The sequence below is a fragment of the Chryseobacterium sp. ISL-6 genome (assembly GCF_018613715.1).
Classification (GTDB): domain Bacteria; phylum Bacteroidota; class Bacteroidia; order Flavobacteriales; family Weeksellaceae; genus Chryseobacterium; species Chryseobacterium paludis.
Map to the genome: position 1 here is coordinate 14,513 of NZ_JAGGPT010000009.1, position 21,789 is coordinate 36,301.

A 21,789-nucleotide genomic window follows, 5' to 3' on the forward strand; every position below is an offset into this window, starting at 1 on the left:
CTAATGACCTGAGTTAAAGAAGCATAAAGTTAAATCTTATGTTCTATATTATTATTATATTTGGGAATTCAGAAATTTTCTAGATTTTTTATGGAAACCCAAAAATATACTCCTAAAAACAAAGTAAGAATTGTAACAGCAGCGTCATTATTTGACGGACATGATGCCGCAATTAATATTATGCGTCGTGTTATTCAGGGAACTGGTTGCGAAGTCATCCACCTTGGTCACGATAAATCAGCAGAGGAAGTTGTAAATACAGCTATCCAGGAAGATGCTAATGCTATCGCTTTAACCTCTTATCAGGGAGGTCATAATGAATATTTTAAATATATCTATGATCTTTTAAGAGAAAAAAACTCTCCACAGATTAAGATCTTCGGTGGTGGTGGCGGTGTAATTCTGCCTGAAGAAATTGAAGACATCATGTCTTATGGAATCGACAGAATCTACTCTCCGGATGATGGAAGAGAGCTTGGACTTCAGGGAATGATTGATGATCTTGTGAACAGATCAGATTTTGCAACCGGAAAAGACATCACGGTTGAAGACTTAGAATCAATTAATTTCGAAAACTCAACAAGCATTGCTAAAATTATCTCTGCTGTTGAAAACTTTTCTGATGAAAAGCCAGAATTAGTAAAAGCTATTGATGAAAAAGCGAAAGATCTTAATATTCCTATTATTGGTATTACAGGTACTGGTGGTGCCGGGAAATCTTCATTGACCGATGAACTAGTAAGACGTTTCCTACGTTCCAATACAGATAAAAAAATAGCGATCATATCTATTGACCCTTCGAAAAAGAAAACCGGAGGGGCATTACTTGGGGATAGAATCCGTATGAATGCCATCAATGATCCTAGAGTTTATATGCGCTCAATGGCGACAAGAGAAAATAACGTTTCAGTTTCTCCATTTATCCATTCAGCACTGAATGTATTAAAACTGGCACATCCTGATGTTATTATTCTGGAAACTTCAGGTATTGGGCAGTCAGGTTCCGAGGTATCTGATTTTGCTGATGTTTCAATGTATGTAATGACTCCTGAATATGGAGCATCAACACAGTTGGAAAAAATTGACATGTTAGATTATGCGGATCTCGTAGCCTTAAACAAATCTGATAAACGAGGGGCACTTGATGCTTTACAGGCTGTAAGAAAACAGTTCCAAAGAAATCACCTGTTATGGGAAAGTCCATTAGATGATATGCCGGTATATGCAACGAAGGCATCTCAGTTTAATGATCACGGAACAACAGAACTATACAACAGATTAATTTCTAAAGTTAATGACAAGTTTTCAGAACTAAAACTGAATGGGTTCGTTGAGCAGGAAATTACAGAAGAAGTAACGATCATTCCTCCAAAGAGGGTTCGCTATCTGTCTGAAATTGTTGAAAACAATAAACATTATGATGCAAATGTTATAAAGCAAGCTGAGCTGGCCAGAAAAATGTATCATATAGAAGGGGTTAAAAATATTCTTACTAATGAAATTTTAGACACCGAATACCAAAAAGCTGAAAAAGACCTTCAACAGGAAAATATCGATTTTCTTAAAAACTGGGAAGACACTAAAAAAGCTTTCCATGAGGAATTCTTTTCTTATTTCGTTCGTGGAAAGGAAATCAAAGTAGAAACCTCAACTGAATCTTTATCTCATCTAAAAATTCCTAAAATCGCTTTACCAAAATATACGGATTGGGGAGATCTTATTTTATGGAAGGGACAGGAAAACCTTCCCGGAAGCTTTCCATATACAGCAGGAATTTATCCGTTTAAAAGAACTGGAGAAGATCCTACAAGGATGTTTGCGGGAGAAGGAGGTCCTGAAAGAACAAATAGAAGATTCCATTACGTTTCTGCAGAAATGGATGCAAAACGTCTATCAACAGCTTTCGACTCTGTAACATTATATGGACAAGATCCGGCATTACCACCAGATATTTATGGTAAAATTGGAAATGCAGGGGTTTCGATTGCCACTTTAGATGATGCAAAGAAATTATATTCCGGTTTTGATTTAGTGAATGTTATGACCTCTGTTTCAATGACCATCAATGGGCCTGCTCCAATGCTGTTGGCATTTTTCATGAATGCTGCTATTGATCAGAATGTTGAAAAATATATTGCCGAGCATAAACTTGAAGCGAAGGTTGAGGCTGTTTTAAAGGCAAAATTTGATGATAAAGGTTTAGAAAGACCAAAATATAATGGAGAACTTCCACCTTCTAATAATGGTTTAGGTTTAAAACTATTAGGAATCACAGGAGATGAAGTTATTCCGGCTGAAGCTTATGCAGAAATCAAAGCTAAAACTATTGCTACAGTTCGTGGCACGGTTCAGGCTGATATTTTAAAAGAAGACCAGGCACAAAATACTTGTATTTTCTCTACTGAATTCGCCTTAAGGTTAATGGGTGATGTTCAGGAATATTTTATCACAGAAAAAGTAAGAAACTTTTATTCAGTTTCTATTTCAGGATATCACATTGCTGAAGCTGGAGCTAATCCTGTTTCTCAATTGGCATTTACATTGGCTAATGGTTTTACGTATGTAGAATATTATTTAAGCCGTGGAATGGACATCAATGATTTTGCTCCTAACTTATCTTTCTTCTTCTCCAATGGTATCGACCCTGAATATTCAGTGATCGGACGAGTAGCAAGAAGAATCTGGGCAAAAGCTATGAAAATAAAATATGGTGCTGATGAAAGAAGTCAGATGCTGAAATACCACATTCAGACTTCAGGACGTTCTCTTCACGCTCAGGAGATTGATTTCAACGATATCAGAACTACGCTACAGGCATTGTATGCGATTTATGACAACTGTAATTCACTTCACACGAATGCTTATGACGAGGCTATTACAACTCCAACGGAGCAGTCTGTAAGAAGAGCGATGGCCATTCAGCTGATCATTAACAAAGAATTAGGTTTAGCTAAAAATGAAAACCCTCTTCAAGGTTCGTTCATTATTGAGGAATTAACGGATCTTGTTGAAGAAGCTGTTTATGCAGAATTTGACAGAATTACAGAAAGAGGTGGTGTTCTTGGTGCAATGGAAACCATGTATCAACGTTCAAAAATCCAGGAAGAATCTATGCATTACGAATGGCTGAAACATACAGGAGAATATCCTATTATTGGAGTTAATACTTTCCTTGGAAAAGATGGTTCGCCAACAGTACGTCCTGGAGAAGTTATCCGCTCTACTGAAGAAGAAAAGCAGGTTCAGATTGAAACCCTTCACAATTTCCAAAAATCTAATGAAGATAAATCTGAAGCAGCCTTAAAAACATTACAGTACGCAGCTATCAACCAACAAAACTTATTCCATGTCATGATGGATGCTGTGAAATACTGTTCTCTTGGGCAAATCACCAATGCTTTATTTGAAGTGGGTGGTAAATACAGAAGAAATATGTAATCTCTGTTGAACAGACAATTATAAATTAAATAAAGCCGCAGATTAATCTACGGCTTTACTTTTTTTAGTCTATTTAAAGAATTATTTCTTATTAAAATCTCCAGCGAAAATAGAGATAATATTATTTTCAGAAAGATACTTTTTCAAAGCAGCATTTACTTCAGATAATTTTAGATTCTGAATTTTTAAATTCTGTTCATCAAATCTTTCCAATGGAACACCAAAAAGAAGTTTTGTATTCTCAAGATTAACAAGAGTGCCATCTGATCCTAAACTTGTTGTTCTTTCATTGGCATAACTTTTCTTGTTAGAATCTAATTCTGCCTGTGTAAATCCAGAAGCAAGTGCCTTACTTACCTCTTCTTTTATAGCCGCTTCTACAGCATTTCTTTTCGTTGGGTTCAAATAGGCATAGTAATTCCACGAAGCTACATCATTCGAAACAGGAACACTGAGATAGGAACCTACACCATAAGAAATCCCTTCTTTTTCCCGTAGCCTCATCGGTAATCTGGCAGAAAGGAATCCTCCACTTCCTAAAATCTCGTTAGCCATTACTAAAGCTGGATAATCTGGATGTTCCTGTGTCATTTTGAAACTTGAAGTTCCCAGGGCAACTGCATTTTCTTTGTCTGGGGTTATGATGTTTTTGTCCTGTTTTTTTGTTTCAAAGAATGTAGGTTTTACCTCAACAAATTTTGATTTGGCGGTAAACTTTCCAAATGTCTTTTCTAGTTCTGATGAAGCTAGCTTTGGATCAATAGCACCTATCAAAGTTCCAACGCCATCTGATGCGCCCATCATATTCTGATAGAAATCTGTCACCTGAGCCTTGGTCACTTTTTTATTTTCATCAATTTGTTCCTGTAAGGAAGCAACATAAAAAATACTTGTCTTCGGATATGGAGATGCCAGTCTTTGTAGCTCATTACTTGCTATAGCCTGTGGATCTTTTAGCTGTCCTTCCAGCTGTGTATTGATTTCAGTGATGGTTTTACCAAGCTCATTTTCAGGGAAAGTTGAATTCGTCAATATATCCTGTACAATGGCCATTACCTTCGGATAATATTGTTTATAAGTATTGATGCCAATAATTAAATTTTGTCCATAAACATACGCATAAACAGAAGATTTCATTTGATCTAAGTCATCCTGTATCTGCTCTTTTGTTCTGGTTTTAGTTCCGGATTTCAATAAAGCAGCAGTAATGCCTGCAATAGCTTCTTTACCTTGAAGGTCTTTTTCATTTCCAATTCTGAAACGGAAATTCCCCTGAACTTTATCTCCCTTGAGCTCTTTGTTGATAAGTCCATATTTCATCCCATTGGAAAGCTTTCCTTCGGTAAGATTCTTTTTAACATTGGCAATTGAAGCTTCAAAAGGTGCAGGCTCTTTTTCTAAAGCTCTTCCTTTATAATCTTTTACCAGATCCGCAATCTGATTATCCCTAAATTCTGTTGGGAAAACTCTTTCTTCATTTGGAGAAGGGCGGAAAACACCCATTGTACGGTTATTATTTATAAAATACTTTTTAGCTACCTTATTGATATCTTCCAGTTTTAGGTTCTCAACATTATCCCGGTAAAGGAAGTTCAATTTGTAATTTCCGGCTCCGATAATTTCCGTAAGATTGATCGCAAAATTGATGGTGTTATTTTTCTGATCTTCTATTTCTTTAACCAATTTTGATTTGGCTCTTTTAAGATCATCTTCCGTAAACTGGATCAATGAAATTCTATCTAATTCCGTTCTTACAAGTTTCGTGGTTTCATCAAGATTTTTATCTTTTGGAACATCAAAATTAAAATAGATCATTCCGGGATCTCTTAAGGAAGGCCTGAATGTCCAGATAGAAGAAACCTTCTTAGCTTCTACCAAATTCTTGTATAAATATCCTGAAGGATCGGAAGTCAGAATTTCACAAAGTGCTGATAAGGCTGCAAAATCTTTATCCGCATACGCTGATGTATGATAACCTGCAGCTATGATTTGCTGATCATTATTTCTTTTTATCTCAAAGTATTTCTCTCCATTTTGAGCAGGCTCTACTGTATACGTTCCGCCCAGTTCACGAGTAGGCTTTTTGATAATAGAAAAATAATCTGAAATGTATTTTAATGCATTTTTCTCATCAAACTTTCCGGCAACAATAAGGGTTGCATTATCCGGCTGATAATATTTTTCATAGAACTTTCGCAAAGTAGGCGCTTTTACACGTTCAATATCTTCCTTACTTCCTATTGTGCTGTTTCCATAGTTATGCCAAACATATCCATTGGAAAATACATTCTGTATCATAACTCTTGTAGGATTATTCTCTCCAATTTCAAATTCATTTCTTACTACTGAAAATTCTTTATCCAAATCAGTTTGTAAGATGGTAGCATTGATCATTCTATCCGCTTCCATTTGTAATGACCATTTCAGGTTTTCCTCACTGGAAGGGAAAATTTCGTAATAATTGGTCCTGTCATACCAAGTGGTCCCGTTAGCCTGGCCTCCTTTATCGGAAAGCTGCTTTTTAATATCTCCAAGGTTCTTGGTACTCTTGAACAACATATGCTCAAGTAAATGTGCCATCCCTTTTTCACCATAGCCCTCATCTTTCGATCCTACATTGTACACAATATTCACAACCATATTGCTTTGCGAAGGATCAGGAATTAAAAGAATCTTCATTCCGTTATTAATGGTATATTCTTTAACTCCTTCCGTATTACCGATAAATTTCGGAGCATCAGCATTTTGAGAAAAAACAGGACTGATACTTCCTGTAAAAAATAGGACTGCCGCCCCAAATACTAAGTTTTTCATCTAGTTTTTATTTAATTTCGTTTAAATTTAAAAAGTTTTCTGGTCACTAATTATAAGACAACTATGCCTTACAAAATGTTACAGAAATCCATAAAAATATCACTATTTAATGAAAAAACCAAAAGCCCTATTTAACTGGAGCAGTGGAAAAGATTCCGCACTTGCATTGTATAAAACTTTAAAAGAAAACAAGTTTGATATAGCTTATTTACTTACCAGCATCAATGAAGAATATCAGCGGATCTCTATGCATGGTGTTCATGTTTCTCTTTTAGAACAGCAAGCATCCAGCATCGGGTTTCCTTTAATTAAAATGGAAATTCCCAAAGAACCTTCTATGGAACAGTATCGGGATATTATGAATAAAACAATGTCTGAACTAAAGTCCCAAGGCATAACGTATTCCATTTTTGGAGATATCTTTCTGGAAGATTTAAGAAAATACCGTGAAGACCAACTTAAAGCTATTGACATGGAAGTAGTCTTTCCACTTTGGAAAAAAGATACTACGAACCTCATCCACGAATTTTTAGATCTGGGTTTTAAAACAATTGTTACCTGTGTGAATGAAACCTATTTAGATAAAAGCTTTGCCGGAAGAATTATTGATGAACAGTTTATTGCCGACTTACCACAGAATGTTGATCCTTGTGGAGAAAATGGCGAATTTCATACGTTTACTTTTGATGGCCCATTATTCAAAAATCCTATTAAATTTGAGGATGGAGAGATTGTGAAGAAAACGTATCCAATGCCAAAAACCAATAATAATGAGAGTAACGGTGATTATGTTTTCTGGTTTTGTGATCTGATCTCAAAATAAACCCCGCTGTTTTTGAAATTTTGCGGGGCTATTATATCTTTTATCTAAATGTTGTCATGATTTCATTCATTAGATCAAATACCAGCTTCACATCTTTTTCACTGGTTTTCCAATTAACAAATGCAGCTCTTATTCCTTTGTGCTGATTATAGAAAGTGGGAGTCATAAATACCTTTCCGGTATTATTAAGTCTTTCAAGAAATTCATTAACCTTATCTTGATCTGCACTATCTTTCAAACTAAAACAAACCGTATTGAGTCTTACCGGAGCTAAAAGCTTAAAGTCAGTGCTGTTCTCAATTAGATTACCGAATTGTTGGGACAAAGACACATTGCTTTCAACAATTTCCTGATATCCATTTTTGCCATAAGCCATTATTGAAAACCATGCTGGTAAAGCTTTTAATCTTCTTGAATTCTCAGGTAAGAAATTTAAATAGCTGAAATTCTCCAGAGGATCACCCAGATAAGGGGCATTAGAATTCTGAAAAGTTTCAACCTGCAGTATTTTGTGTTGTTCTTTTACGAAAAAAACAGCACTTTCATAAGGAACATTCAACCATTTATGACAGTCTATTGTAATACTGTCTGCAGCCTCCCAGCCTTCCACGAGATGTTTAGTTTCATCAGAACAAGCTGCAAATCCTCCAAAAGCAGCATCTATATGCCACCAGAAGTTATACTTATTTTTAAGCTCTTTGATCGCTTTAAAATCATCAAAATCTACTGTATTTACAGTTCCACCGCTTGAAATCAGGATAAAAGGTTCACCATGTAATTCTATAATCTTACTTTCCAGATCATCCATACACATCGCTTCCCGATTCCCTTCCATTGTTTTAATTTTTACAACATTTCCACTTCCGATTCCCAAGAGAGATAACGATTTCAAACTTGAAGAATGTGGTGTGGCGGTAAGTATCTTGAAAGGTACCGAAATACCGTCTTTTGCAATATCCTTTCCATTTTCTTTCCCAATCCATTGTCTTGCTACTGCCAAACAGGTAAAATTGGACATCGTTGCGCCGGTTACGAAACCTCCTAAAAAGCTTTCCGGAAGCCCTAAGAGATCAAGTATCAATTTGATCGTCTCCATTTCTATGACCGCAGAAACATCCCCCTGCCCTTTCGTCGATTGGGTATTCTGATCATATACAGAAGCTAGCCAGTCTCCGGCAATAGAGGCAGGAGTAGCTCCTCCTGTAACAAATCCCCAATATCTGGGACCTGATGATCCAACAATAACAGGTTCAAATCTTTCATTAAAAATTTCCAATACTTTTTCTGTTCCATATCCGGATTCAGGTACTGATTCTTCTTGAGATGAAATTTTATGATCAACAGATGTCTTTCTGTCGGATAAAGTTTTTAAATAAGATACTCCTTGTGTTTTTATTGTTTCTAATAAGTGATCAATTTCTGACCAATCATCTTCCAGGAATGTTTTCATATTTGAATTAATAATCTATTCAAAAGTATTAATTTCCGTAACAATTTTGCTTACATAATTTGTGGGTTATCAAAATTTTCAGAAGAAACTATTAGTCAATATTTTACCTGTTAAAAAGTAAACTTAGAATTCCCGGCTCATTATTTTTAGTCCTAAAAATGCCCTGTTTGCATCCTTTTTGATGATATAGCATTAAATTAAAAACAAATGCTGAAAATTTCCCATTTATTGTTCCCCTTATTAGTCACCCTCTCTTTAACTGCCTGCAAAAATGCACCTGAGTATACTACAAAAACAGTTGATAGAAATGCAATTATAGATTCCACGATAACATCCTTCAAGAAAAAACTATTAGAGAAGCAGATCGATTCTGTTTTCACAAAATATGATTTTAATGGAAGTATCGCCATTTTTAAAGATTCAACAGAGCTATATCGAAAAGAAAATGGGTTTTCAAATTTCGAAAATAAAGCAAAAATAAATGACAGTACAATTTTCGCTATTGGTTCTGTAAGTAAGCAATTTACATCTGTTCTTGTTTTACTTCAAATGGAACATGGAAAGCTCAATATTGAGGATAAAGTTTCAAAATATCTAAAAGAATTTCAGACTAAAGAATATGAAAACATAAGTATCCATCAACTTTTAAATCATACTTCCGGCTTAAATACTTTAGGTGGAAAACTATTGTTTAAAAGTGGTTCAGATTTTTTCTACTCGAATGATGGCTTTAATACTTTAGGGAAGGTCATTGAAAAGGTTTCAGGAAAATCTTATGATGAAAATGTTCAGGAGCTACTTTCAAAAGTGGGAATGAAAAATTCTTCAACAGGAAACACATTCAAAGGCAAAAATTTCGCAAGTGCTTACCTTGGAAATAAGAAGAATGCCGAAAAGATACCCAATATGCCGAAAAGACTAAGTGGAAAAGAAATTGGGATTCCTGCGGGAGGTATTTTATCTACTACTGACGATTTACATCGCTGGAATAATGCATTATACGGTGGAAAGATCTTAAACCCGGAAACTCTTAAAAAGTTCGTCTTAAAAAGTTCAGAAAGGCACCACGCTATTTTAGGAAAGATGGGTTATGGATATGGAATCATGCTGAATATAGGAAAACCAACCACTTATTTTCATAGTGGATATATTAAAGGTTCTCCTTCTTTAAACATCTATTATCCTGACTCTAAAACTTCGGTCATTATCCTATCTAATATTGCCGATGAAGCAAAAGGTAAAGGCTATATTTTCAGACCTCATCTTGAGGTAAAGAAAATTACAGATGCCATTGAAAATACAGTTACTGATCTGAGAAAGCAAATGATCAAACCCGATAAGCAAAATGAACTCTGATGAAAAAGTTGTACTTTATAGCTATTTATCCACCACAGCAGATTATTGATGAGGTGAAAGTCTTTAAACAAGATTTAGCCAACAATTACAATAATTTAAAAGCGATTAAAAATGACGCTCACATTACTCTTTTTCCACCTTTTTCAAGAGAACTTAAACTGGAAAATGATATCATTGCTGCATTTGAAAGAATTGATACAAATTTAGCTCCGTTTGAAATTAAGCTGAATGGATTTGGAAGTTTCCCCAACCCTAAAAACCCGGTGCTCTTTGTTCAACCTGAGCAAAACGCAAATTTGACCGATTTGTATCACAGAGTAAAACGGCAATTTAATTTTGGCAAATACTCTTTTACTCCCCATATGACCATTGGTTACAGAGATTTAAGCTATGAAAATTACTTAAAAGCGTGGGAAGTCTATAAAGACAAACCTTACAAAACTAGATTCATAGTTGATAAAATTCTAGTACTTCGTTATGATGGAAAATGGGTTCCAATAGCAGAAAAAAAACTCACATAAAAAAATCGGCCTTACAGCCGATTTTTTAAATAGGTACAAATATGTAGATTATTCTTTTATGATTTTCTGAGAAATAACCAAGCCGCCATCATCTGTTACACTTAAGGTATAAGTTCCGGTTGGAATCGCAGTGATATTAACACGAATCGTTGATGCATTGTTCATCTCAAATTTTACAGGGATCAGCCTACCCGATCCATCATACAATACCACTTTAGCATTTTTTGAAAAATCCTGTTTGCCTTTAATATAAAATTCATTCTCAGCCGGATTAGGATATATTCCGAATCTTCTTTCTTCTGCATTAACGTCGGAAATTTTCAATGTTGATGTTTTATTCAATTTCCAGGTCACTGTAGCAAAATGAACAGCGCTATGACCTGTAACTTTTATTAAAGACGTATTATCAGTTACTGAAAAAATCAGAGTGTTAAGACCCGTAACTAGCTGTGATGGAGAAACTGTTAATGAGTTACTCGTTGAAGAAAGAGCAGTTCCATTCAGTTTCCATGAATTTACTAATGTATTTGGTATTGGTAAAACTTCATTCACAGTAAAGGTTACTGCTGCATTACCATTTAAATTGCTGCTATTTGCCGGCGTATAAGAATCTATCGGAGAAACCAGCGAGTGTATTCTTTCAATAATAGCTTCTTTACATACCGAACAGAATTGTCTGTCAAGATATCTCATCTCGCAATTCTGATGTGGACGATACCATGAAGGGCTTTCCGTATAAGGATACACTCCTACACTATTCAACCCTAACCAGTTTTTCCATTTGATGGTAGCGGTATTGGAGTTTTGAGTTTTATTAGGAGATTCTCCAGATCCTGAAAACCAATACTCATCAGCCAGTTTTCCAAAAGAATGCCCAAGCTCATGGACCACAATTTCATTGGCAGCACTGTTTAATGAAGCGAATGCATATGTTCCGCCACAACCCCCATATTCTGTAGAATTTCCAAGAACGTACGTAATATCATAATCCGGTACGTTAGCCGCTAAAACCTGCGCTACCGTGTTCGTCGAATTACTGTAAATACATCGGTGAACACCGAAATCAAAGGAAGATCCCAAATAGTTGGTAGGGTTAGATACAGGAATTACAGGCTCTGTAACATCTGTTGCTGTTCCAGGATGTTTTACTCCACTTTGTGTAGAAACAACTTTCACTGCATAAGCATTAAAATAATTCTTGTATTCTGTGTAAGGACTCTTTGTAAAAAGATAATTGACCGTAGATTGTGCGGACGACACAAAATTAGTTTGCTGTGCAGAGGTAAAACCATCACCTAAAACCGCAATATTAATACGATTGGCATTAGATCCGTTATTAAGAAGCGATACAGTCTGAAATGTCTGTGAAAAACAGAACGTACTGACAAGTAATAGAAATAAAGTTTTTTTCATGGCTATAGTTTTTGGTTAAATAATAATTGGTTACCGGCATTGGTGATCTTCTCTACTTTTACCACCTGGATTTCCGCAGAGTGAGAATAGCGAATACTAAATTCAGCAGTTTCTGTAGAAACTTTATGTCTGCTGATCCCTTCCTTTTCAAAACTTTCCATGTTTTGGTTCAATGGATCTTCTACAATTTGTTTCACAAATTCTTTTCCATTGGCATCAGTCAGAGAAATAATAAAATCACCTATCCCTGCTGAATTTCTATCAAAAGAAGGGGTTGATTTAAGTTTTCCCTCTGCTAATTTCTTTGATTCCAAAGTAATTTTTTCAGGTCCGGATTTCGTTTTTTCAACTTTAAAAAACAGATAGCCAATCTGGTTTTTGTCCCGCGAAAAATTTTCGTCTTTAAGCGATCCTCCAATATTTAAATCATTCATTTGCAGAAAACTACAAAAAATAAAAGTTGGAAGGATAAAAAAGTTTAGTAAGTTTTTCATAATCAATTTTTGATGAAGTTAAGAATATTTCACCAATTTAAGATTTGATTTTATTATTTTTTTTAATGACTATAAAAATTCAGAAAGTCCTATCTTTGACCCAATGATTGCAGAAAAGATAATTTTAGGAATTGACCCGGGCACTGCCATAATGGGTTTTGGGATTATTTCCGTTAAAAAAGGTCAGATGGAAATGATTTCCATCCATGAGCTTATTCTCAAAAAATATCCTAACCACGAAACGAAACTGAAATATATCTTTGATAAGACTTTGGCATTAATCGATGAGTATCATCCGGATGAAGTAGCGCTTGAAGCACCATTCTTTGGTAAGAACGTTCAGAGTATGCTAAAGCTGGGGCGTGCACAGGGCGTAGCTATGGCAGCAAGCCTGCATAGAAATATTCCTATTACGGAGTATTCTCCGAAAAAAATAAAAATGGCGATCACAGGAAATGGAAATGCCAGTAAAGAACAGGTTGCGGGAATGCTTCAAAATCTTTTAAAGCTAAAAGAATTCCCCACGAAATATCTTGATGCATCTGATGGTCTAGCCGTAGCTGTTTGTCATCATTTTAATTCCGGAACAATTGCAAACACAAAATCATTTTCCGGTTGGGAAAGTTTTTTAAAGCAAAATCCGGATCGGTTAAAATAGCCTACAAATTATTGCCTTTCATAAGTATCTTCTATATCGGTAACTTTTCCATATATAATATCACTATAGAGAATTGAAAATTTGTTTTTTGAAATAATCTTAAACTGTTTGTTCTCTTTTAAATCGGCATCCATATAGGAAAAAGAGCTTCCTTTAATCGTAATCAGGTTGCGGGCTGATGAGCTTTTTACTTCACAATTTTTGCCACTTGCAAAGTTTTTAGTGAAAAATATATCCTCCCTTTCTTTTTCAAATAACAGAGTATTTTGCTTCGTGCATTCATGGAGTGGATATACTTTATCGACTTCTCCATCTTTATAAGTTTCTCCAATAAACTTCCACTTCTCAACAAAATAATCTTTTCCATTCTCTGCATCTATAGCTTTTACCGTTTGAGACTGCGATTGGCAGTTTAATATAAAACTACAGCATAGTAAAAAAAATAATCTCTTCATTGTTTCAACATTTTTTAGCATAAAAAAAGCCCTTTAAAAAAGGGCTTTCTACTCTATTAGTTATTTGTAAATTTCTTTGATTCTTTTTTATCAGAATAATTGATAATATAAACTCCTTTTAGTAAGGGCTGATCAATTTGAACCTCATTTGTTCTAGAAGTACCTTTCTGTAATACTTTACCACTCATATCATAGATCTGGTAATCCCCAAATGTAGCATTCTTTCCACCTACAAGTTGAAGTTTATTATCAGATTTTGTGTAAACGATCTTAGTCTCTGAACTTTCTTTAACTTCAGATGTTCCTAATGTACTTACAATTCTTACTGCATAGTCTTCCATTTGTCCATATTGTAGCTGAGAACATGGTGTAAGATCAGGAAGGTTTACTGAATTGAAAGTGGCTGCATCTACTGCAATTCTCATTCTTAAATAAGTATTTTTTATTGCACTGGCAGGAGGTGTAATAGGAGTAATGATCTCCATTCCCGTCCCTGACAAGTTACCCGACAAATGATTAACAACAAGTTCAGAATCTTCAAAAGATCCGTTGTTATTATAATCTATCCAAACCTTTGTTCTAAACTTATCAGGTTGATTGTTAAAAGTATATGAATAGGATACGTTTAATTCTGTACTTGTAGTAGCAGAAATATCTGTATAGTATGCAGGTCTAATACAGTTTGCAGAAGCGAAATCATCGTAAAATGAAGGAGATGCTTCATCAGAATCATATCCATTAGTCACACTGCTTATGGTACCGAACTTCACACGTGTAGCTCCGATCGCAAAATTATTATTCGTTGGATGTGCAGTACTTGGCGGATTACACTGTGCTGCAACTATAGAAACAGGCGACGGAATTACAACTGATAAGTCCTTACCTGCTGTTGAATTAAGTAAATCTTTTCTATACTCCATCATTAGTAAAACAGCTCGGTCTCTTTGTCCCTGAGTAAACTTTCGATTGGTATTACTATAATTCATAATATTATACTGTACTCCCTGATAATTTTGGGTAGTACAAGGGTTGATCTGAGAGTTCGAAGGTGCCGGAAATTGATAATAAGCAGCTCCCGCTCTTTCCGTATCACACACCCTATCATCATCTACTGTACAATCACCAGTAGTTACAGGACAATAGTCTGGATCACCACTGTGAATTGTATAATTGGCATCTCCGAAAGTATGGTATAAACCGAATGCATGTCCTAATTCATGAGTTAATGTTACATTGTTCTGGCTTTTTATGGTAGCAACTTTCATAAAGCTTTCGTACTCATATGCATAAGAGTTTGGGAAATTGGCATATCCCATTAATCCTCCACTTTGCTGTTGTTGACCATCAAAACCGATTACAACATAAATATTAAAATAAGAATTTTCTGGCCAGTGGTGTGCTAATTCATTTTTAATTTGATAATCATTCACCCCACTTGTACCCATTACCTTTACTCCCCTAGTGTCATAAGAGGGAAGAGTACTTCCATTATATCTTACAATACCTGTAGTTGGAGTACAGCTTGGAGACCTTTTAGCCAATACTAGTTTAAAGGGAATTACATTTCCTCCATCTGCTCCAGGACCTTCTGCATAAAAACCATTCCCAAAAGTTGTAGCATACATTTTATTTGCTCTGTCGATCCAATCAATGATCTCCTGATCAGTGACATGTAAATTTGCATTAGCCGTTGCTTGAGATTCGATAACATGCACAACAACAGGGATTTCATATACCTGACCAGTATAAAGGTTATTCCAGGAAGTTGTAGCTCCTACTTTATTAAGATAAGCCTGTTTGTTCATAGCAACTAATTTTGCTTCCACAGCCTCTCTATCCTTTTTTAATTCCGGATGTCTTGCATCCATTTTTTTCATGATTTGATCAAAACCACAAATATTTTGTATGTTTTGAGAAAATGCATTAACAGAAAACATTAACGCAAAACATAAGATAATTTTCCTCATATTAAACTCATTTTTTAATTTATTCGATGCAAAACTATTATTTATTTTAAAAAATCAGCAATTTACAATCCATTAACTTTGAGAATTATATTATGTTAATCTAAATAAACAATAACTCACTGATAAACAGAATCATAACGAAAACAAGCGACCATACTTGGTAAAACATATTACTGTCTTTAACATTGGTATGATTTTTAGTATTACTTTTGTATAAATTTTCAATAATGAAAAATCAACAACAAACTATAAATCAGACGAATCATAAAATAAATTGGTTTCAGAAGTTTCTCATGGTATGCTCCGGAGGAAACATTCATATCTTAAGGAAGACCCCTAGCGAATGGAACAAGTTTGCGGGTATCGGGGGAATTGTTCTATTTACGGCTGTTTTTGCTACCCTTTCAGCAGGCTATGCTATGTATACTGTATTCGATAATATATGGACTTCCGTAGGATTCGGAATTTTATGGGGATTAATGATATTTAATCTGGATCGTTATATTGTTTCTTCTATTAAAAAAACGGGAACATGGTGGAACCAAATTTTGATGGCTATTCCCCGTTTGATATTGGCTACTTTTTTAGGAATCATTATTTCAAAACCTTTGGAACTTAAAATTTTTGAGAAAGAAGTTAATAAGCAATTGAATACCATTATTCAGCGAAATAAAAAACAACTTCAGGGTGAGATGAGTGGCAGGATCCTTCAGCAAAGCGGACCTTTTGAAACGGAGAAAAAACAAATTTCAGAAAAGACTGCTCAGTATCAAAAATCATATGACTCCGCTTCAGTAGAACTGGAAAAAGAAATCTTAGGAAAACAGTCTGGTTTAACCAGTGGAAAAGTAGGTTTCGGATCCAATGCTAAACGGAAGCAAGAACTTAAAGAACAGAGAAGACAAGATTTAGAAAACTACCAAAAACAAGTAGGGCCTAGACTCGAGTATCTAGATAAAGAAATTTCAAAAGTATACACCAACCTTGAAACAGAGAGAAAATCATCAGAAACATTTGAAGATAAATTCAATGGATTCGCCGCACGATTACAGGCATTAGATGAATTAGGAAAAAATTCAGCGATCATTGGTTTAGCTGCGGCCTTCATCATGGGACTTTTTATTTGTCTGGAAATCTCTCCTGTATTGGTTAAGTTAATTTCGCATATTGGACCCTATGACCATCTACTGGAAAAAACAGAAAATGACTTCCGTCTGTATTCAAAAGAGAAAATTGAAAAAGGAAATGCATTGACGGATTATAGGATTGATGATTTTAAAGAGAATTTGAATAAGTAATACTCAAATAAATAGATAACAAATACCTTTCACAATTGTGAAAGGTATTCTTTTTTACAGATAATACGTCATCTTTTGTCGCTTTGTTGGAATAGCTTTGCATTGAACATAAAACATGATGCAATTCATATTAATTCTTTTTAACGTGAAATTAATCAATCTTAAAAAACGTTAAATTTGCAGGATTTTAAAAATCAATTACAAACTAAAATAAAAATATAATAATAAACATGCATAAACTCTACATGAGTGCATTAACCTTATGCACTACCACCATGTTCTATTCACAGGAAGTGGTTTGGCAGAAAGATCTCAAATCCAACACACAGGATTTTCTTAGTCAGGTTACGACGACAATAGATCAACAGTATTTGATTACTGGGAGTGTGATTCAGGGAGGTAGTCTTCGAGAGCCTCAGGCTACATCACTTCGAAACGTTCAGGGTTCATCGGTTGGAAGTGCTCAGGCTACGAATAAACAAAATAACGGTTACGATTTTCATTTGGTGAAATTGAATCAACAAGGTGATCAGGTTTGGGAAAAATATTTCGCAGGAAATAATCATGATTATTTATCTGCAACCGTTGCAACGCAGGAAGGAGGATTTTTGATCTCAGGGACGACTTTTTCTGGAAAATCTTTGGATAAAAAAGAAGATTCTAAAGGTGGATCGGATATCTGGCTCATCAGAATCAATGAATTTGGGGATGAGTTATGGCAGAAAACTTTAGGGACTTCTTCTGATGAAGAAGCGAGAGCTGTTATTCAGACTACAGATTTAGGGTTTTTTGTTGCGGGTAATGTGCAGGGTTCCCTTCGAGAGCCTCAGGGAACACCCACATCAAATCCTCAGGGAACACCGATAGCAGGATCTCAGGGAACACAAAAACCTCAAGGGGCATCTACTCAAAATAGTCAGGGAATGCAAGGTTATGGTTCAAAAGATGTATTGATCATAAAGCTTGATAAAAATGGAAAAGAAATCTCGCAACTGGTTTTAGGAGGAGCTGGTTTAGATGAAGTAGAGAAAATGATTCCAACGAAAGATGGTGGGGCTTTATTAGGTATTTATTCGAGGAGTTCCGAGTTTCGGGTTACGGGTTCTGAAAGTAAAAGCTCAACATCAGGAAACTCGAATCTTGTATCTCGCTATCCTAAAAACACCAACAATGAAGGCGAAGGTGATTACTGGATTGTAAAACTTTCGAAAGATGGAAAAGTGGAATGGGAAAAAAACTATGGAGGTAAGGGTGATGATCATTTAAGAACATTAGCACTAACATCTTCAGGCTATATCATTGGAGGAGAATCAAGATCTGAAAGATCAGGAAACAAAACAGTTGGAATTGAAGAAGGAACTGATGTTTGGTTAATTTCTTTAAATGAAAGAGGCGATGAAGAGTGGCAAAAATCTTACAACTTCAAAAACAGAGATATCCTTATGGGGATAAGCACAATTCATTCCGCAGATGATAAAACAAAAGGAATTCTATTAGGTGGTTATACGCAGGCCGAAGGAAGAATAGAAACGGATGATGAAACATTTTGGATGTTATATCTGAATGATAAGGGTGATGAACAGTGGAGAAAACATGTAAAAGGGGAATCCAAAAAGAGAGAAGAAAGATTATCTGATATTAAACTCAATAGAGATGGCTCAATTATACTTGCAGGAACCAGTGCTGAGGAACTAGGAAAAGAAAACTGGAAGATTATAAAACTGGGAGATAAGCAGATTGATCAGTTAATTGTAAAACAGGATATTAAGATCTACCCTAATCCTGTTTCTGATTATGCTTATGTGGAAATAGGCTTTGATTTCAAAGAAGCTGATATTAGTCTGTATGACATGGGAGGAAGACAACTCCAAAATTTGAAAACAAAAAATAAAGTGACGAAGATTAATACCCAAGCACTCATTCAAGGAGCTTATCTTGTAGTAATCAAAACGGATAATAATAAGACAGCTAACGCTAAATTAATCAAGAAATAATGAAGAAGATCACATTATTGGCAATTACATTGTCTGGTATCTTGGGCAATGCTCAATCTGCTAAAGACTTAACCGGCTCATTTAGTAAAAATACAAAAAGCCCACAAGCTACAGACTTTATAAGATATGGTAATATCCCTATCAAAAAGAACATAGGAGAACTTGATTTAAACATCCCTTTATTATCAATTCCTACACAAAATGGGGGTAAAGTAAGTTTGGATCTTAATTATAATGCATCTGGTTTTATACCTGACAAGAAGTCTGGTATTGTAGGATTTAACTGGAATCTGATGTCAGGAGGGGTTATTACACGAACTGTTGTTGGTGAAGCTGATGACCAAGCAGGATCCCCACAAACGGGTAATGGTATTAATGGTCATTATGAGCATGGATATCTGGTAGGAATAAAGCAGTTCGGTACTAATACCTCTGAGCTTCCAACAGATAATGACTTATCAACGATCAATCCTAATAAATTATTTGGCGCAGTAGACAATTTGAATGACGAATTTTTTGAGGTACGATTAAATGGCTATCCTAATACTAATTCTACACGATATGAAACAACGTCTGATAAATATTCATTTAATTTTAATGGTATTTCTGGAAGTTTCTTCATAGCCCCTGATGGTAAAGTAGAGGTGGTTACCAGTGAACCTCATAAACTTAAAGTAGACCTTTCGGGAATGAATTCCCAGCCTTATACCAGTGTTTGCAGTCCGTTAAGTGAATCAGAAATCATCATAACAGATGAAGTAGGGAATAAATATTACTTTGGGAAAGAGAGTAAAAATTTAGAGTATAATGTTTTTTTAGGAGCAGTTGCAACAGGTATTAATGCTCAAACTCCTGTAATCAGCGGCTGGTATCAATATAAAACAGAATATCAGAATGGGGATGTTTTAAAATATAATTACCAGGCAGATAATATTGCTCCCAATAATGTTTATAGCAGTTTTTGTATTATAAATCAAAATAACTTCTGGAAGCCACTTCCACAGTACAGTGATCTGAAAAAGTTTTTGGATCTTCATTCTATGGGAGATAGCAATTCGAGACAAGTTTTTAATCTGGTAAAAAAAGCTTATCTGTCAAATATTGAGTATAAGGATTACAAAATCGTTTTCTCCTACTCTGATCAGGATAATCTTTATAAAAATGTAGCCATTAGTGGAAGCCAGTTTGGAAAAGTGCCTCAAAAAAAACTGGACAAAATACAATTATATAATCAAACCAACTTGACTAATACGATTGATTTTGGATATGAAGTATACAATGCCCAATACCCAAGAATATTCCTTAAAACGGTAAAAGAAATGGGAAAAGAGCCCTACGAATTTTCGTATGACACCAGCAGTGCGGCTAATACACCAAGTCCTATCACTTTTGCTGTAGATTACTGGGGGTATTATAATGGAAAGACCTCTAACGATGCTCCTTTTGCTACACCTATTATTTTCCCTTCGGTAAATTACTTAAGCAATGGGGATTATCAGTATACTTCAGATGTAAGGGAGTCTGATTTTACTTATTCAAAGATGTATGCCCTGCAAAGTGTTAAATACCCCACAAAAGGAAGCTCTTTCTTTAATTATGAACCACATAGTTATAGTTTTAGATTAGAACGAAGATCTGATAATAGTTTTCTCCCTAAGCTTTACTCAGTAAATGGGATTGTAGGAGGAACAAGGTTACAGAAAATTTATGATTATGATCTTAATGCAAATCAAAATACTAGGGAATTTATATATACAAATGACCTTGACCAGTCCTCTGGTATCCTTACCGAATGGCCAAGATATTTTTTCTCCTATAATGCACAGATAAGTGGCAAATTCTGTTCAGGAGGTAGTGGATGGTTATTCTGCATTCCATGGTCATATGATGGCCAAAAACTTATTCAGACTGCCTCAGGTTATTCAAGAAGTTTAACGGAAGGAGCTGTTATAAGTTATTCAAAGGTAACTGAAAAGTTCTCTGGTAATGGAAGCACTACTGATTATTTTACAACTTATATAGATAAACCAGACGTGCATTTTGATAATTCATTACAACTTACAGCAGGGGATTACAGCCCAATGCCAGCCGTCAAGAATCTTTTATTTATGCCAGCAAGTAGAAGTATTGAAAGGGATAAGCTTTCTAAAAGACTTATTAAAGATGAATCAGGAAACCTTTTGGAGGAACAAGTCTATTTGTATAATGAAGACCCGTCAAGACTGGATAAGTATCATATTTCAATGAACATATCAAATGCATGGATGAATCCTTTAAGGAATTATTATTACAATAACTTCATGAGTTCTAATGTCACTAAACAGTATTTAAACAATAATTTATTATCATCTAAATCAGAATATTTCTATCAATCGGCCAACGGAGTGAGTTTGTCTAAGGTTAAGAACACAAGTACTGATGGAAAAGTCACAGAGACCAGTTACCAATATGCTCACGAGAAAAACAATCAAAAGCTGATTGCTGCCAATATGATTGGCATCCCATTAGAAACAACTGTGGTTGAAAAATCAAATGAAACTGCTGCTGGAAAAATGAATTCAAGATCAGAAACGAAGTATGATGATCCTGCTAACCTGTTTCCATCTTCTGTATTATCTTACAATGTTCTAGATAATACTCCATCCACTGAAATTACCTATAATAAATATGATGCTAATGGTAATCTACAACAATATACTTCAAAAGATGGGGTCCCAACAGCGATTGTTTGGGGATATAACAGTACTCAGCCTATTGCCAAAGTACAAGGTGCTACTTATGATCAGTTGGTGAGTTTAGGTCTTATTACAGCGATAGTTACTGCTTCAGATCAGGATGCAGCTAATCCGGCTAATGAACCTGCACTGATTACAGCACTAGATACTTTTAGAAAGAACTCTGGGTTATCTGCTTATCAGGTTTCTACTTATACTTATGACCCTTTAATTGGAGTGACTAGTATTACTCCTCCTTCAGGAATCAACGAAGTGTATATCTATGATACTGCCAATAGATTAAAAGAAATCCGTCAGCAGGAGAAGGACAGTTCTGGAAATATGGTATATAAAGTGGTTAAAGAGTTCAAATACAACTATAAAAACTAAGACA

Annotated in this window: 14 protein-coding genes; 8 read left to right on the forward strand and 6 right to left on the reverse strand. The window is 35.1% G+C overall.

The window, feature by feature from the left end:
• Positions 1–90: 90 nt before the first annotated feature.
• Positions 91–3,438, forward strand: coding sequence for a methylmalonyl-CoA mutase family protein (locus tag J7E44_RS17710; protein ID WP_214831752.1), 3,348 nt, complete (start codon positions 91–93; stop codon positions 3,436–3,438).
• A gap of 81 nt (positions 3,439–3,519) precedes the next feature.
• On the opposite strand, the gene J7E44_RS17715 is transcribed toward J7E44_RS17710, so the two are convergent.
• Positions 3,520–6,252, reverse strand: a complete 2,733-nt coding sequence (locus J7E44_RS17715) for a M16 family metallopeptidase (protein WP_214831753.1) — start codon at positions 6,250–6,252, stop codon at positions 3,520–3,522.
• Positions 6,253–6,361: 109 nt separating this feature from the next.
• On the opposite strand from J7E44_RS17715, the gene J7E44_RS17720 reads away from it, so the two are divergent.
• Entirely contained in the window at positions 6,362–7,075 is a 714-nt protein-coding gene (locus J7E44_RS17720) for a Dph6-related ATP pyrophosphatase (RefSeq protein ID WP_214831754.1), read from the forward strand.
• Positions 7,076–7,115: 40 nt separating this feature from the next.
• Here J7E44_RS17720 and J7E44_RS17725 read toward each other — a convergent pair whose 3' ends face one another.
• Positions 7,116–8,525, reverse strand: coding sequence for a pyridoxal phosphate-dependent decarboxylase family protein (locus J7E44_RS17725; protein ID WP_214831755.1), 1,410 nt, complete (start codon positions 8,523–8,525; stop codon positions 7,116–7,118).
• Between the two features lie 207 nt (positions 8,526–8,732).
• On the opposite strand from J7E44_RS17725, the gene J7E44_RS17730 reads away from it, so the two are divergent.
• Both J7E44_RS17730 and J7E44_RS17735 read left to right on the forward strand, forming a co-directional pair.
• Positions 8,733–9,881 (forward strand): serine hydrolase domain-containing protein, encoded by a 1,149-nt coding sequence (locus J7E44_RS17730; RefSeq protein WP_214831756.1) that lies wholly within the window; start codon positions 8,733–8,735, stop codon positions 9,879–9,881.
• Positions 9,881–10,402 carry a 2'-5' RNA ligase family protein gene (locus J7E44_RS17735; RefSeq protein ID WP_214831757.1) on the forward strand — a complete coding sequence of 174 codons (522 nt, stop codon included), beginning with the start codon at positions 9,881–9,883 and terminating at the stop codon, positions 10,400–10,402. The genes J7E44_RS17730 and J7E44_RS17735 overlap by 1 nt, the downstream gene beginning before the upstream one ends.
• Before the next feature lie 48 nt (positions 10,403–10,450).
• Here the strand turns inward: J7E44_RS17735 and J7E44_RS17740 are convergent, their stop codons facing one another.
• Complete coding sequence (locus J7E44_RS17740; protein WP_214831758.1) at positions 10,451–11,815, reverse strand: T9SS type A sorting domain-containing protein; 1,365 nt, start codon at positions 11,813–11,815, stop codon at positions 10,451–10,453.
• A gap of 2 nt (positions 11,816–11,817) precedes the next feature.
• Entirely contained in the window at positions 11,818–12,309 is a 492-nt protein-coding gene (locus J7E44_RS17745) for a hypothetical protein (protein ID WP_214831759.1), read from the reverse strand.
• A gap of 103 nt (positions 12,310–12,412) precedes the next feature.
• Here J7E44_RS17745 and ruvC point away from each other — a divergent pair, with 103 nt between their 5' ends.
• A complete protein-coding gene (gene ruvC, locus J7E44_RS17750) occupies positions 12,413–12,967 on the forward strand; it encodes a crossover junction endodeoxyribonuclease RuvC (protein ID WP_214831760.1) in 555 nt (184 codons plus the stop codon).
• A gap of 8 nt (positions 12,968–12,975) precedes the next feature.
• On the opposite strand, the gene J7E44_RS17755 is transcribed toward ruvC, so the two are convergent.
• Positions 12,976–13,422, reverse strand: a complete 447-nt coding sequence (locus J7E44_RS17755; RefSeq protein WP_214831761.1) for a hypothetical protein — start codon at positions 13,420–13,422, stop codon at positions 12,976–12,978.
• 56 nt (positions 13,423–13,478) lie between these two features.
• On the reverse strand, positions 13,479–15,389 hold the full coding sequence (locus tag J7E44_RS17760; RefSeq protein WP_214831762.1) for a zinc-dependent metalloprotease: 1,911 nt from the start codon (positions 15,387–15,389) through the stop codon (positions 13,479–13,481).
• Between the two features lie 227 nt (positions 15,390–15,616).
• Here J7E44_RS17760 and J7E44_RS17765 point away from each other — a divergent pair, with 227 nt between their 5' ends.
• From J7E44_RS17765 to J7E44_RS17775, 3 genes are all read left to right on the forward strand, one after another.
• Positions 15,617–16,687, forward strand: a complete 1,071-nt coding sequence (locus J7E44_RS17765) for a DUF4407 domain-containing protein (RefSeq protein WP_214831764.1) — start codon at positions 15,617–15,619, stop codon at positions 16,685–16,687.
• 230 nt (positions 16,688–16,917) lie between these two features.
• Positions 16,918–18,681: a T9SS type A sorting domain-containing protein gene (locus J7E44_RS17770; RefSeq protein WP_214831766.1), complete on the forward strand. Its 1,764-nt coding sequence runs from the start codon at positions 16,918–16,920 to the stop codon at positions 18,679–18,681.
• The gene (locus J7E44_RS17775) at positions 18,681–21,785 is read left to right on the forward strand and encodes a hypothetical protein (protein ID WP_214831768.1); all 3,105 of its coding nucleotides are present in this window, start codon (positions 18,681–18,683) and stop codon (positions 21,783–21,785) included. The genes J7E44_RS17770 and J7E44_RS17775 overlap by 1 nt, the downstream gene beginning before the upstream one ends.
• The last annotated feature ends 4 nt before the right edge of the window (positions 21,786–21,789 follow it).

Bases quoted from the DNA above. Each gene is read 5' to 3' on its own strand.
- J7E44_RS17710 (WP_214831752.1), top strand. From the start codon at position 91: ATGGAAACCCAAAAATATACTCCTAAAAACAAAGTAAGAATTGTAACA.
- J7E44_RS17715 (WP_214831753.1), bottom strand. From the start codon at position 6,252: ATGAAAAACTTAGTATTTGGGGCGGCAGTCCTATTTTTTACAGGAAGT.
- J7E44_RS17720 (WP_214831754.1), top strand. From the start codon at position 6,362: ATGAAAAAACCAAAAGCCCTATTTAACTGGAGCAGTGGAAAAGATTCC.
- J7E44_RS17725 (WP_214831755.1), bottom strand. From the start codon at position 8,525: ATGAAAACATTCCTGGAAGATGATTGGTCAGAAATTGATCACTTATTA.
- J7E44_RS17730 (WP_214831756.1), top strand. From the start codon at position 8,733: ATGCTGAAAATTTCCCATTTATTGTTCCCCTTATTAGTCACCCTCTCT.
- J7E44_RS17735 (WP_214831757.1), top strand. From the start codon at position 9,881: ATGAAAAAGTTGTACTTTATAGCTATTTATCCACCACAGCAGATTATT.
- J7E44_RS17740 (WP_214831758.1), bottom strand. From the start codon at position 11,815: ATGAAAAAAACTTTATTTCTATTACTTGTCAGTACGTTCTGTTTTTCA.
- J7E44_RS17745 (WP_214831759.1), bottom strand. From the start codon at position 12,309: ATGAAAAACTTACTAAACTTTTTTATCCTTCCAACTTTTATTTTTTGT.
- ruvC (WP_214831760.1), top strand. From the start codon at position 12,413: ATGATTGCAGAAAAGATAATTTTAGGAATTGACCCGGGCACTGCCATA.
- J7E44_RS17755 (WP_214831761.1), bottom strand. From the start codon at position 13,422: ATGAAGAGATTATTTTTTTTACTATGCTGTAGTTTTATATTAAACTGC.
- J7E44_RS17760 (WP_214831762.1), bottom strand. From the start codon at position 15,389: ATGAGGAAAATTATCTTATGTTTTGCGTTAATGTTTTCTGTTAATGCA.
- J7E44_RS17765 (WP_214831764.1), top strand. From the start codon at position 15,617: ATGAAAAATCAACAACAAACTATAAATCAGACGAATCATAAAATAAAT.
- J7E44_RS17770 (WP_214831766.1), top strand. From the start codon at position 16,918: ATGCATAAACTCTACATGAGTGCATTAACCTTATGCACTACCACCATG.
- J7E44_RS17775 (WP_214831768.1), top strand. From the start codon at position 18,681: ATGAAGAAGATCACATTATTGGCAATTACATTGTCTGGTATCTTGGGC.